This is a genomic window from Virgibacillus salinus, assembly GCF_900102415.1.
In the GTDB taxonomy this organism is placed as follows: Bacteria; Bacillota; Bacilli; order Bacillales; family Amphibacillaceae; genus Lentibacillus; species Lentibacillus subterraneus.
On the sequence record NZ_FNKD01000001.1, the window covers coordinates 1280686 to 1295004 of the forward strand.

The 14319-nt window shown below is 37.2% G+C and carries 13 protein-coding genes and 1 other RNA gene; 12 read left to right on the plus strand and 2 right to left on the minus strand.

All coding sequences use genetic code 11. The features are described from left to right. Positions 1-19: 19 nt before the first annotated feature. From eno to BLS02_RS06025, 3 genes are all read left to right on the plus strand, one after another. Positions 20-1306 (plus strand): phosphopyruvate hydratase, encoded by a 1287-nt coding sequence (eno, locus tag BLS02_RS06015; RefSeq protein WP_092492038.1) that lies wholly within the window; start codon positions 20-22, stop codon positions 1304-1306. Between the two features lie 375 nt (positions 1307-1681). Then, entirely contained in the window at positions 1682-2638 is a 957-nt protein-coding gene (locus BLS02_RS06020; protein WP_092492039.1) for a nucleoside hydrolase, read from the plus strand. Positions 2639-2647: 9 nt separating this feature from the next. After that, positions 2648-3235, plus strand: coding sequence for a nitroreductase family protein (locus BLS02_RS06025; protein WP_092492040.1), 588 nt, complete (start codon positions 2648-2650; stop codon positions 3233-3235). Between the two features lie 280 nt (positions 3236-3515). Here the strand turns inward: BLS02_RS06025 and ptsP are convergent, their stop codons facing one another. Beyond that, positions 3516-5222: a phosphoenolpyruvate--protein phosphotransferase gene (gene ptsP / locus BLS02_RS06030; RefSeq protein ID WP_092492041.1), complete on the minus strand. Its 1707-nt coding sequence runs from the start codon at positions 5220-5222 to the stop codon at positions 3516-3518. 125 nt (positions 5223-5347) lie between these two features. Beyond that, positions 5348-6259 (minus strand): alpha/beta hydrolase, encoded by a 912-nt coding sequence (locus BLS02_RS06035; protein ID WP_092492042.1) that lies wholly within the window; start codon positions 6257-6259, stop codon positions 5348-5350. Between the two features lie 155 nt (positions 6260-6414). Between BLS02_RS06035 and secG the strand changes: the two genes are divergently transcribed. The 9 genes from secG (at position 6415) to BLS02_RS06085 (ending at position 14164) form a co-directional block, all read left to right on the plus strand. Next, positions 6415-6648 carry a preprotein translocase subunit SecG gene (gene secG / locus BLS02_RS06040; protein ID WP_092492043.1) on the plus strand — a complete coding sequence of 78 codons (234 nt, stop codon included), beginning with the start codon at positions 6415-6417 and terminating at the stop codon, positions 6646-6648. 152 nt (positions 6649-6800) lie between these two features. After that, on the plus strand, positions 6801-7547 hold the full coding sequence (locus BLS02_RS06045; RefSeq protein WP_092492044.1) for an alpha/beta hydrolase: 747 nt from the start codon (positions 6801-6803) through the stop codon (positions 7545-7547). Between the two features lie 49 nt (positions 7548-7596). After that, positions 7597-9789, plus strand: a complete 2193-nt coding sequence (gene rnr / locus BLS02_RS06050; RefSeq protein ID WP_092492248.1) for a ribonuclease R — start codon at positions 7597-7599, stop codon at positions 9787-9789. A 238-nt stretch (positions 9790-10027) separates the two neighbouring features. Next, positions 10028-10837 (plus strand): zinc transporter ZupT, encoded by an 810-nt coding sequence (gene zupT / locus BLS02_RS06055; RefSeq protein WP_092492045.1) that lies wholly within the window; start codon positions 10028-10030, stop codon positions 10835-10837. A gap of 122 nt (positions 10838-10959) precedes the next feature. Next, positions 10960-11424 carry an SsrA-binding protein SmpB gene (smpB, locus tag BLS02_RS06060; protein ID WP_092492046.1) on the plus strand — a complete coding sequence of 155 codons (465 nt, stop codon included), beginning with the start codon at positions 10960-10962 and terminating at the stop codon, positions 11422-11424. A 117-nt stretch (positions 11425-11541) separates the two neighbouring features. Beyond that, positions 11542-11907: a transfer-messenger RNA gene (gene ssrA / locus BLS02_RS06065) on the plus strand. Positions 11908-12004: 97 nt separating this feature from the next. Further along, the gene (locus BLS02_RS06070) at positions 12005-12208 is read left to right on the plus strand and encodes a hypothetical protein (RefSeq protein WP_092492047.1); all 204 of its coding nucleotides are present in this window, start codon (positions 12005-12007) and stop codon (positions 12206-12208) included. Between the two features lie 930 nt (positions 12209-13138). Next, positions 13139-13333, plus strand: a complete 195-nt coding sequence (locus BLS02_RS06080; RefSeq protein WP_092492049.1) for an AAA family ATPase — start codon at positions 13139-13141, stop codon at positions 13331-13333. A 21-nt stretch (positions 13334-13354) separates the two neighbouring features. Next, positions 13355-14164: a DUF4145 domain-containing protein gene (locus BLS02_RS06085; protein ID WP_092492050.1), complete on the plus strand. Its 810-nt coding sequence runs from the start codon at positions 13355-13357 to the stop codon at positions 14162-14164. Positions 14165-14319 lie beyond the last annotated feature (155 nt).

The following is a 14319-nucleotide window of genomic DNA, read 5'->3' on the forward strand; positions in this document are numbered from 1 at the left end:
AACAAAAGGAGCGATTTTAATGCCATATATTACAGATGTTTATGGACGAGAAGTGTTAGATTCCCGCGGTAACCCTACTGTTGAGGTGGAAATTTTTACAGAATCAGGTGCATTTGGTGCTGCATTAGTACCAAGTGGTGCATCTACTGGTGAATATGAAGCGGTAGAACTCCGTGACGGTGACAGTGAACGTTATCTAGGCAAAGGTGTTCAAAAGGCTGTTCAGAACGTTAATGATATTATTGGTCCTGAATTAATTGGTGTTGATGTAACACGTCAAAATATCATTGACCAAATTATGCTGGAGCTGGACGCCACGGAAAATAAAGGTAACCTTGGTGCCAACGCAATCTTGGGTGTCTCGATGGCAGTTGCACATGCTGCATCAAGCTACCTGGAAATCCCACTTTATAATTACTTAGGTGGATTTAACGCTAAAACACTTCCAACACCAATGATGAACATTTTGAACGGTGGAGAGCATGCTGATAATAATGTAGACATTCAGGAATTTATGATAATGCCTGTAGCTGCAGCAACATTTCAGGAAGCACTTCGTACCGGTGCAGAAATATTCCACTCTCTGAAAAAAGTATTAAAATCAAAAGGCTACAACACTGGTGTTGGCGATGAAGGTGGATTTGCACCAAACCTTAAGTCCAACGAGGAAGCATTGCAAACCATTGTTGAAGCCATTGAAGCTGCTGGTTATAAATCAGGTGAAGAAGTTCAGCTGGCAATGGATGTAGCTGCCTCTGAAATTTACAGTGATGGCAAATATAATCTAAAAGGTGAAGGTGTCGTGCGAACATCAGCTGAGATGGTTGATTGGTATGAAGATATGGTAAATAAATATCCAATTATCTCAATTGAAGATGGCTTGGACGAGAATGATTGGGAAGGTCATAAATTATTAACTGATCGAATTGGAGATCGCGTACAGCTTGTTGGTGACGATTTATTTGTTACAAATACAAGTAAGCTTTCCCAAGGTATCGAACAAGGTGTTGGCAACTCCATCTTAGTTAAGGTTAACCAAATAGGCACATTGACTGAAACCTTTGAAGCAATAGAAATGGCTAAACGTGCTGGATATACTGCTATCATTTCACACCGTTCTGGTGAAACAGAAGATGCGACAATTGCTGATATAGCTGTGGCATCAAACGCTGGGCAAATTAAAACAGGCGCACCATCACGTACAGACCGAGTTGCAAAATACAACCAATTGCTTCGTATCGAAGACGAATTGGCAGGCATGGGCGAATATGCCGGGCTGAGCGCGTTTTATAATTTGAATAAATAAATGACTTTATGGGAGGCGGAATAATTCCGTCTCTTTTTTTGATATAAATACTCTCTTACTACATAAGTGTACGCCATTAAAGCTTGGTGATAAGCCAAGTTTTTTAATTTGCTTATCACAAACAAGTCAGGTGAGTTTCAACTCATTATAGTCAACTTCGAACGGATATGAAAAACTTCAATAATTTAAAAAAACTATGCCACCTTTCTACTACCATAATCGATTGTAATAGTGAAAAGGTGGCATCTTTAAGCAATTAAGAAAGTACTTTTTTTTGGCGAGTGCCAAGTTTTCTAATAAAAAAATTTGAACATAGGACAAAACCCTACTGGAATAAGGTGTAATTAACAGATATTTACAAAGGGGGGGATACTGTTGGCGCAAAAAGTATTAGTCTTTGGTGATATTGGCATTGATGATACCGTTGGACTTATCTACTCTTATTTTAATGATGAAATTGATGTGGTTGGGGTTGTCGCTGACTATGGAAATATCGCAAGGGAAAAGGCCTTAGCGAATGTACACTACATCAGAAATCTTTATAATGTTGCTGAAGTGATAGAAGTATTTGGCGGGGCAGAGATCCCAATGACTGGAGAGACACCGGTATATTTCCCAGAAATTCATGGGGAATACGGACTTGGGCCTATTATCCCGCCTGAAGTTGAGGATGGTGAAGTCATTGAAAACTTTTTTGGGATTATTGATATTATTGAGAAATATCAGGATGAACTCATTATTGTTAACATTGGAAGACTAACTTCCCTCGCTACAATGTTTATTTTATATCAGGAACGTATGCGTAATGTAAAAGGTTTTTATATAATGGGAGGGGCATTCTGGGTTCCCGGGAATGTCACTGCTGTATCTGAGGCAAATTTTCATGGTGACCCTATTGCAGCCCAGATTGTGTTAAAATATGCCCATAACTTAGCAATCATTCCTTTAAATGTAACTTCCGAAGCAATTGCTACTCCACGTATGGTTGATTACATTGACAGGGTTGGTGATACCAAGATAATTAAATCGTTACTAGATTATTATTATAGTTTTTATAAAGAACGAAACCCAAATATTCAAGGGAGCCCGCTGCATGATGTACTTACTTTAATGGCAACTATTCATGAAGATATGCTAGGATATCGTAAATTACCAGTGCAAATAGTACAGGTGCAGAATGGAGTAGCAAGAGGACAGAGCATCGCAGATAATCGACCATTTGCAAATACAGAAACAGAAAAAAAGAAATTACACCGCATTGCTTTTGAACTGGATTATAAGAAATTTTATACAAATTTTATGACAGTAATGACGGGGCAGCGGTTTGAATAATTTTGTGAGGTGAACCCCATCGATATTTTACAAGCGATCAAGCAACGCAGATCTATTCATAATTACAAAGACGAAGAAGTTGATGAAAGTATACTAAAAGAGATCTTCACATATGGTTCCTATGCCCCTACACATTATATGAAAGAGCCGTGGAATATTAAACTATATCAGAAAAAAGGTAAACAAGCTTTTATAGATGCTATTATTGCAAGTTATCAACGGATAGGGATGCTTAAGACGGATGATGATCCTAAGACTAAGAAAATGATTATCTCCATGCGGGACTTTTTGCTGGCGATTCCACACCATGCGTTGATTTATTTCGAAAAAGAAGAAGATCCTGTGCGCTATGAAGAGGAATATGCGGCAGTATGTGCATTTATCCAAAATGCACAATTGGCGGCTTGGGAGTATGGTGTTGGTATGCTTTGGACGATTACGCCGTACATGCATGATGATGGATTTGTAGAGGATATTGGCTTGGATAGTAAAAGAATAAAAGTTGCAGCTGTCATGCAGATTGGATATCCGGAGCGTGTTCCCAGAAATAGAGGCCGGAATAGTATTGAGGATAAAATGGAGATAATTTCGGAGTAACATACGTTATGTGGGTGATATATCAACTAGAGTAACGTGATATCGACCTGAAACTGGATATATCAAACTAGAGTAACGTGATATCGACCTGAAACTGGATATATCGACTGGAGTAACGTGATATCGACCTGAAACTGGATATATCGACTAGAGTAATGTGATATCAACCGAAAAGTGAATATATCGACCTAAAAATAGATATATCAACCAGAGGTAGCATCAGATTACCTTTACAAAAAATTGCTCGGACCAAACACATGGTCCGAGCAATCAACTAGATTTATTCTGTTTTCTCCTTAATAAATTCTACAACTTCTTCAGTAGTTCCCATCGATAATATCTTATCTTTGTACGAAGCTAGTTTTTCTATTGATAGGTCGTGAATTTGTGTACGAGCTTGCAGGATTGATGTTGCACTCATGCTGAATTCATCTAAGCCAAGTCCCAGCAAGATCGGAATTGCAATTGGATCTCCGGCCATTTCACCACACATGCCAACCCATTTGTTTTCATTATGCGCGGCATCGATAACGGTGCTAACCAGGTTTAGAATTGCTGGATGATGTGGCTGGTATAAATATGAAACATGTTCATTCATTCTGTCAGCAGCCATTGTGTACTGAATTAAATCATTCGTACCAATGCTGAAGAAATCTACTTCTTTGGCAAACTGTTTTGCGATTACAGCAGTGGATGGAATTTCAACCATAATTCCTACTTCAATTTGATCCGATACGCTTATGCCTTCTTTTTTCAAATTTTCTTTTTCATCTATAAGAATTGCTTTAGCCTGGCGGAATTCTTCCAGTGTTGCAATCATAGGGAACATAATTTTTAAATTACCGTGTACGCTTGCACGTAATAAGGCACGTAATTGTGTGCGGAAAATATCTTCATTTTCCAAACAGAAGCGAATGGCACGAAAGCCTAAGAATGGGTTCAATTCTTTTGGCAGGTCAAGATAACTTAACTCCTTGTCGCCACCAATATCCAATGTTCGAACAACGACTGGTTTTTCATCCATTTGTTCCAGCACAGATTTGTATGCATCATATTGTTCATCCTCGGTAGGAAGTTGGTTTTTACCCATGTATAAAAATTCTGTGCGGTAAAGGCCGATTCCTTCGCCGCCATTGTCAAGGACGCTTGATACATCCTCAGGTGTTCCAATATTGGCAGCAAGCTCGACTTGTTCACCATCTGAGGTTTTTGTAGGCTCATTCTTCATTTTAGCCCATTCTTCTTTTTGCCTTGCATAGGTTTCTTGCTTTTCCTTGTATGTTGCGAGCTCTTCATCAGAAGGATTGATAATAACATTTCCTTCAATTCCATCTACTATCATCATGTCATTCTTTTTTACAGTACTTGTGATTTCCTTTGTCCCGACTATAGCTGGAATTTCAAGGGAACGCGCCATGATAGCTGAATGTGATGTACGTCCGCCAACATCTGTAACGAAGCCTTTTACAAATTCTCGGTTCAATTGTGCTGTGTCAGAAGGTGTCAGGTCATTTGCGATTACAATAACCTCTTCATCGATTAATGCAGGATCGGGGAATGTTACCTCAAGCAAATGAGCTTTCACCCGTTTTGTAACATCTTGAATATCGGCTGCGCGCTCACGCATATATTCATTTTCCATATTTTTAAACATGTCGATGAACATGTTGGCTATTTCATCTAATGCCACTTCAGCCATTACATTATCCGAATTGATTTTTTCCTTAATAGGATTAATAAGCTCTGGATCACTTAAAACAAGTAAATGAGCTGAGAAGATTTGTGCGTGCTCGTCGCCAATTTCCTTTTTGGTATGTGCTTTGATTTTTTCTAATTCCTGTTTGGATATTTCCAGTGCCTTTTCCAGCCGTGAAACTTCTTGATTCGGATCTTGAATCGGTTTCGCTTCATAACTTAAATCTGGTGTAACTAGCTGATATGCTTTAGCAATTGCTATACCATTTGATGCTGCTATCCCTTGAATCATAATATATTAAACCAACCCTTCATTAAAAATTCATTTATCCACTCTACATTTTATACCCTTTAGTCTTCTCAATTCAAGCAATGTCAGTCGGCGCCACAAAGGTTTCACAATGAAAACGCTTCCTTCTAAATTTGTTGCATAATCCATCGATAAACAGCCTGATACACCTCGTCCCGATTGATTTCATTTAATAATTCGTGTCTTCCATCCTCATACAGCATTGTAATAACGTTTTCTAGACCTGTTTCATTATACAAGTTTGCTGTTTTCCAGACACCCTTTGCATAATCACCAACTGGGTCCTCTATTCCGCTTAACAACAGCATTGGCAGGTCACTTCGAATGTACCTATTTAATTCTTGAATATGGATGGTTGTAATGCCGTCCATTAAATCGTAAAAGAATCCTGCAGTTGGAATAAACCCACAGTACGGATCATCGATGAATGCTTGAACAATCTCTTCATCACGTGTCAGCCAATCGATGTTAGTCCGTTTTTGTTTGATTCGCTTGTTATAAGAAAAGAAAGCCAGCGTATTCATCATGTTTGATTTTTCCTTTGCTGGAAGTGTCGAAGCTATTTGCATTGCTGCCTGGCTCGTCACCCTTGGATAGTAGCCTGTTCCAGATAAAATGACGCCGTTAATGAGTGAGCTGTTTTCCTGAATATAATTTCTAGCTAAAAAAGAGCCCATGCTATGTCCAAGTAAAATTAATGGTGTATCCGGGTATTCCTGCTTTATTTCCGATGTAATTTGTAATAGATCATTTGTCGTTTTTTTAAATCCTTCTTTATCGGCTAGATAACCAAATAACCCCTGTTTCTCTCCAGTTTTACCGTGTCCACGGTGATCATTTCCATATACAAAGATGTCATTTTCAACTAAAAAATCAGCAAACTCATTATAACGGTCAATGTGTTCTACCATGCCGTGTGCTAGTTGTACGATTGCTTTTGGTTTTTTTGAATGATCAAACCATTTTTTAACATATACTTCTACATGATCCGGCATCTGTAACCAAAATGTATTTTCCACTATGTACCACCCAATTCTAAATTTATTATATACATATGATAGAATGAAAATAGTGAAACGTCCAAAGTTTTGCAAAAAAATTACTTGCCATCTCAACGAAATTTATGCTAAAGTACATATAGGTAATTGTGCGTTACAGGAGGTGCCGTTGGAATATGGTAGAGTTCGTAAATATAGTATTAGTTATTGATGCAGTTATTATGATTGTACTTGTTTTATTACAGTCAGGTAAAAGTGAAGGGCTGTCTGGAGCGATTTCAGGTGGCGCAGAGCAGCTTTTCGGTAAGCAAAAAGCCCGTGGTGCAGATCTGATTTTGCATCGTGGTACAGTGGTTACAGGAGCGCTATTTTTCATTTTAGCATTCCTAAGTGCATATGTCCTTCAATAAATGATAACCCTTATCGCAAATGATGTGATAAGGGTTTATTTATTTTCAAGTGTTAAATAATAGGGTATGGTGAATAATGGGAATTAACAAAGTGGTGCTAATAAGCAAAACAACACACGAATAAACAGAATAGAATAAGGAGTTGTTACCTAATGAAAGTTAAACTTCCAAAACCTTTTACGTTTGAAGCAGGCCCTCGTGCGGTATTGTTATTACATGGGTTTACAGGACATTCAGCTGATGTACGAATGATGGGTCGTTATTTGGAAAAGAAAGGATACACCAGTCATGCTCCGATTTACCGTGGACACGGACAGGAGCCTGAAGAATTGGTGAAAGCGAGCGCTGATGAATGGTGGGAGGATGTTCAAAATGCTTTCAATCATTTGAAGGAGCTCGGCTATAAGGAAATCGCTGTCGCTGGATTATCTCTAGGAGGTGTCTTAGGACTAAGGCTGGCATACTCTGAACAGGTAAAAGGGATAATACCAATGTGTGCGCCAATGTTTTTTGACAATCAAGAAGAGCTTACAAAAGGATACAAATTTAAAGCAAAAGAATTTAAGCAATTAGAAGGCAAGAATGCTGATACAATTCAGCAGGAAGTAGCAGAACTAATTGAGAACTCACAAGATATGTTCAAGGATCTTGGTGAGCTCATTACGGAAGTGCAGAACAATATTGATACTATTTACACACCAACCTTTGTCGTACAAGCACAACAAGATGGAATGATCAATAAGGAAAGTGCTACATACATCTATGAGAACGTTGAAGCAGATAAAAAAGATATTAAGTGGTACGAAGAATCAGGCCACGTTATTACAATGGACAAAGAAAAAGAACAGCTGCATGAGGATGTATTTCAATTTTTAGAATCACTTGATTGGAAAGAATGATTATAATTTAGTTAAAAAGTTAACAATACTAAAGAAAGAAGGTGAGCATATGAACGAAACGATAAAAGAGCGTTTACAGAATTTTTTTAATGAACATAGGGAGAAACCTTTAGCCGTCGAAGAGTTAGAAGCTTCATTGGACCTAAAAGGATCAGATGATTTCAAGGAGCTAGTCAAAGCGTTAAATGAACTTGAGGAAACTGGTGAACTTGTTCGAACACGTAAAAATCGCTTTGGATTGCCGGAAAAAATGAACTTGGTTCGTGGCCGAATTCAAATGCATGCAAAGGGATTTGCGTTTCTAATACCTGATGATGAGGGGCAAACAGATGTTTACATCCATCACTCTGATTTAGCATCAGCAATGAATAATGACAAAGTGCTCGTAAGATTGGAAAAGAAAAATGATGATGGCAACAGGCCAGAAGGTACGGTTATTCGTGTTCTAGAGCGTGCAACACATGCTGTAGTTGGTACATTTGAAGACAATAAATCATTTGGTTTTGTAATAGCTGATGATAAGCGGATTCCGAATGATATTTTTATCCCGAAAAGTATGACAAATGGAGCTGTCAGCGGACATAAAGTTATTGCACATATCACAAAGTATCCAGAAGGCAGAAAGAGTGCTGAGGGTGAAATCATTCAAATCCTTGGTCATAAAAACGATCCTGGAATTGATATTATATCCATTATTCATAAGCATGGAATTAAAATTGACTTTCCAGAGGAAGTGCTGGATCAAGCAGCAAATACACCAGAAGAGATTGATGAAGCAGAACTCGAAAACCGGCGTGACCTCCGTGATGAAGTCATTGTCACAATTGATGGAGCAGATGCCAAGGATTTGGATGATGCTGTGACAGTCAAAAAGTTGGATAATGGCAACTATAAGCTTGGTGTATATATTGCTGACGTAAGTTATTATGTTGGACAGAATTCGCCAATTGATAAAGAAGCTTTTGAGCGTGGAACAAGTGTTTACTTAGTTGATCGTGTAATTCCAATGATTCCGCATCGGTTATCAAATGGAATTTGTTCGTTAAATCCACAAGTAGACAGGCTTACACTTGGCTGTGAGATGGAAATAACTGATGCTGGTGAAATCGTAAATCATGAAATCTTCCAAAGTGTTATTAAAACAAACGCACGTATGACGTACAGTGATGTTAACAAAATATTAGTCGATCAGGATGAGGAAGTTTGTGTTAAATATAATACGCTCGTACCAATGTTTGAACAGATGGAGCAACTAGCAGCAATACTGCGTGGTAAACGATTTAATCGTGGAGCTATTGATTTTGATTTCAAAGAAGCTCAAGTACTAGTAGACGAAAACGGAAAAGCAAGCGATGTCGTTTTACGTGAACGTTCAGTAGCAGAACGATTAATTGAAGAATTTATGCTGGCAGCAAATGAAACAATTGCTGAACACTTCCACTGGATGGATGTACCGTTCATACATCGGATTCATGAAGATCCTAATGAAGGAAAACTCCAGCACTTTTTCGAATTTATTGCTGGACTAGGTTATGTTGTAAAGGGAACAGCAAATGAAATTCACCCACAGGCATTGCAAAAAGTAATTGAGGAAGTAAAAGATAAGCCGGAGGAAATGATAGTATCAAAGCTCATGCTGCGATCCATGCAGCAAGCAAAATATGATCCGCAAAGTGTTGGACATTTTGGGTTAGCGACTGATTTTTATACGCATTTCACATCACCAATTCGACGGTACCCGGATCTGATTGTACATCGGTTAATTCGAACATATTTGATTGATAAGAAACTCGATGCGAAAACAACTAAACACTGGAAAGAATCCATGCCGGAAATTGCCCGTCACACATCAGGAAGAGAACGAGCCGCAGTCGATGCCGAGCGAGAAACAGATGATCTTAAGAAAGCAGAATTTATGCAGGATAAGATTGGTGAGGAGTACACGGGTGTAATAAGCTCAGTTACTAATTTTGGCTTATTTGTAGAATTGGAGAACACTATAGAAGGACTTGTGCACGTCAGTAATCTGACAGATGATTATTATCATTATGACGACCGAAATTACGCAATGATTGGTGAACGAACTGGAAACATCTATAAGATAGGTGAAGAAGTCGAAGTAAGAGTTGTAAAAGTTAATTTGGATGAACGGATTATTGACTTTGAACTGGCTACAAGTCAACCACAGCAACCTCAGAAGAAAAATAAGAAAAAAATTAAAGCTAAAAAAGCGCAAAAGTAAGGGAATAGCTTAGAACAATGACTGATATGGGGCAGAATGTTGCTCCGTAACAGTCTTTTTATTACTGCATAAGTGCAACTGCGACATTCACTATAAAGGTTTGTCGAATGCCGGGGTTACTGGTCGAACAATTCTGGTTGCATTTTGTTACCCAATAGAATAAAATGTAACTGTTACTATAAATGTTTCCTTAGGTAAACATTTATTAATCAGGACAACAAAGAAGGGGAAAAGCTGAATGTCACATGATCTAATATTAGCATTTCTATTTACGCTTTTTGCGGGTCTGGCAACAGGTATAGGAAGTTTGTTGGCATTCTTTGCAAAAACGACGAATACAAAATTTTTATCCTTTGCCTTAGGCTTTTCGGCAGGCGTGATGATTTATGTATCGTTTGTTGATATTTTTGTTAAAGCAAAAGAATCATTAGTTGGAGAACTTGGTGAACAGAGTGGAAGCTGGCTTACAGTAGGATCCTTTTTTGCTGGAATTGCACTAATTGCAATAATTGACCGTTTTATTCCAAAACAGTCAAATCCGCATGAATTAAAAAAGATTGAGGATATGCGAAAAAACGGCAGTGCCGCGAATGATCCAGCCTTGCTAAAAATGGGTGTATTTACTGCACTGGCTATTGGCATTCATAACTTTCCAGAGGGGATAGCTACATTTGTTTCTACTTTACAGGATCCAGGATTGGGTTTGGCAATTGCAATTGCGGTCGCCATTCATAACATACCAGAAGGAATTGCAGTATCAGTCCCAATTTATTATGCAACGAATGACAAGAAAAAGGCATTTCGGTTATCTTTTCTGTCAGGATTGGCTGAGCCCATCGGTGCTGTTACTGCTTTCTTAGTTCTTATGCCGTTCTTAAGTGAAATAACATTTGGTGTTATCTTTGCTGGCGTAGCGGGAATAATGGTATTTATCTCGCTAGATGAACTACTGCCGGCAGCAAAGAAGTATGATGAAGCTCATGTTTCAATTTATGGGTTAATTAGTGGAATGGCAGTAATGGCAGTTAGTTTACTATTGATATTATAGCTGTGAGGGCTGTGCCGATTGGGTAACAGCCCTGATTTTTTTTTCGTCTCCTAAAACAATTGGAATAATTACAGATAGTTTGATAAAATAAGGTTCACGCAAGGAGTAGGAGGAAGTTCGGTATGCCTAAAGGAAAAGGAAACGAAATTGCTAAAAACAGAAGAGCATCACACGATTATTTTATAGAAGAAACGTATGAAGCAGGAATTGTTTTACAAGGAACAGAAATCAAGTCAATTCGTGCCGGTCGAATCAATATTAAGGATTCCCACGCGAGAATTGACCGTGGTGAGGTAAAACTGATTAATTTGCATATCGCAACATATGAACAGGGGAACCGGTATAACCATGATCCAACACGAACTCGTAAATTGCTTTTACACCGCAAGGAAATTGATAAATTAATTGGGTTAACACAACAGCAAGGATATGCACTTGTTCCATTAAAAATCTATATCAAAAACGGCGTTGCGAAAGTATTAATCGGACTTGGAAAAGGGAAAAAGAAATATGACAAACGTGAAGACTTGAAACGCAAACAGATGAAACGTGATGTTGATCGTGCTATCAAGGACAACATGAGGTAAAACCTTCCAGGGCTTGATTTTAGCATTGTTTATGGTATAATAAGAATTGTCGTTAGAAGATAAACGACATCAAATTAGATAATTGCTCGTTCTATTCCAAGCGATTCTCCTTTAAATGGGGACGTTACGGATTCGACAGGGATAGATTGAGCTCAGGTCGCGCGTCGAGGTTACGGCTCGTAAAACGTTAATTGCCTAAATATAACTGGCGAAGAAAACAATTCACCAGCTCTAGCAGCTGCCTAAGCACTGCTAAAGCGATCCTTCCTGCTATCGCCCGTGTGGCAGATTGAAGGGTCTCAAATGAAGCGGGCTACACTGTCATTCACCGTCTGAGGATGATAGTTGAAACTAATCAGACTAGCTACACGGAAGCCTGTTGGTAGGCTGACGTGCTAGTGAATGAGAATATACCAACTACACTCGTAGAAGCCTGAGTGGCGATATCTCTGGACGTGGGTTCGATTCCCACCGTCTCCACCAATACATATTTGGTGGTTTTTTTATTTGTTGAGACTTTAAGCATAAGCTTTCAATTTTGCTTGAAGTCTCAGATCAGAAAAGAGGTTCTAGAAAATCAATGAAAATGGCAAAAAGTCAAGAAACTGGACATATAGATCAAGAAGAGCCAGAAGAAGATAGTAACCCAAAACACGTGAAACAAGAAAAGTATGCAGAGGAAATTGTTGAGTTAGAAGATGGTGATTCCATTACCGTAGACTTTGATGCTTATGGAAATAGGACATTCTCTAATTTTTTTACCACTTTAGAATATTTAATATAATGAAAGATACTATAATACCGTAAGTTATAAGATATCTGAACATAATTAACGTTAGAGGTTACAGGCTGAAATTTTCACATAATAATCCTTGTAACCTAATTAGACACAATATTGACTCGATTGAAAACACGATTTAACCACAAGTTAAATCGTGTTTTTTTCATAACTATTATATTCCATGAAGGGAAACCTGATACTATGATTAAAAGAAGTAAGATATTTAAAATGCCTTTACTTTAAAGAGATTTTCGTTTTCTTAGCGTTTATTGGAGGAATTTAACAGTTAACGTCGAATAATACAAGAAATAGCTTTATTATTTTGTGCTTTAGGTTAATGCATAATAAGTGTTAAGTGGAGGGGATATAATGAAATCATTACATATATGGAATAGTATAATCCGTAGATTAAAAGGCAGGAGGGTTGAATTGCTAACTGTTCCAAAAACAAAAAAAGTACCTGTCTGGTTCTCGGCTTCTACAGACGGAACCATAATCTTGATAAACAAAGCATTTGATCACACTCCATCCAGTAAACTTAGCACAGAAAGAAAGTTAGATTATAATACTTTCAAAAAGTGCACCCTTTTTACCTGAGACGCGAAAATGGTGAGGCAGTAAGTTCGGAAGTAAGCGCCGTTACTGTAAATCAAGTATATTACTTTTCCGTGATAAAACATTTAGGCGTGTAAGGATCTAGACCAACCCTAAGTTAGAGTAGTTCTTATAACATCGATTATATGAACTCATTAATATACATTTTATACACCAGATGTTAAGCAATCGGTCCATACTGTGGAGTAAACATATAGTATCTTAAGGGCAATATTTTTGGATAAACATCGAAATAGTCAAACTCTTCAGAGGAGGATGTATGATAAAATGTGAGTTAATAGAGTTGTCTTGCATTTTTAAAGGGGGATTATAGATTATATGATAGATGAAATTGTTATAAGAAATGTAGCAACTTATGATAGTGATGGTGTTAAACTCAGTAATTTAGGGAAAGTAAATTATTTTTATGGAAGTAATGGGTCAGGTAAAACTACTATTTCTGAAGTGTTGCGTAACAGTAGCAGTCATGCAAAACCTCCACTGATAGTAAGGAAGATATGCTATCCTGCATAAACCAATCATTGGAGGAATATTATGAATTCAAGATATGAGCAAATTTTATCAGCGGAGACTTCGCCATTAATACCACTCAAATTACTTGAGGACTATAATGATTTTGTTAATTCAGATTTGAGAGAAGTACTTCGAGCTAATTGTTTAAGACGGTATTTAGAGGGGGCTATAGATTTATTATTAAAAGATAAGATTATTCAAAAAGGTTATATAAGTATTGAGAAATGGAATACTTATAATTTAAACAATAAAATTCAAGCTGTAGGAAAATATTATGACAAAGATATAGAGCGTTCTTTTGATAAAATTAAAAGTATTGGGAATAAAGGTTCTCACTATGGAAATGTGGTCTCGTCAGAAGAACTAGAAGAAGGAATTGAAATAGCAACACATATTATAGAAAAAATGTTGGTAAATTATTTTAAGACCAATCCTGTTGGTTCTCAATTCCCTGTTTTGACATGGTTATCAGCATTACCGCCCAAAAATAGAGTATATATATTAGAAGAAATATTTAATGATGGACAAAAGAATACAGTTGTAATTGACAAATTATCAATGGCGTATCTTAAAAGCGGTGAATATCTTAAAAGTCTGTCATTTTTAGAAGAACAAAAAAGTAATAAAATAATTACCTATGGTCAGTATGATGAATTTGTTGGAAATATCAATCTTTTATATGAAAATATAGAAAAATTTGATATTGCCAAAAATGTTCTTGATGTTGAGAGGATTTTCAACTCTATATTTAATTCTCATGATGACAATAAATATAAGGAATTTACAGATATCTTCTTTGTCCTTATATCGGGCTATGGATTTAAAAACTAATTTTAGTTATAAATATTCAAATAAACAACGATATCAATTTAATTAATAAGCATTAAGAAGCAGTAAATCATCAAGGTTTACTGCTTCTTAATGCCGGAAAATCAAGAAAGATCGTGATAATTTTATATGGAAATGCAAGTCTATTTCACCAACTT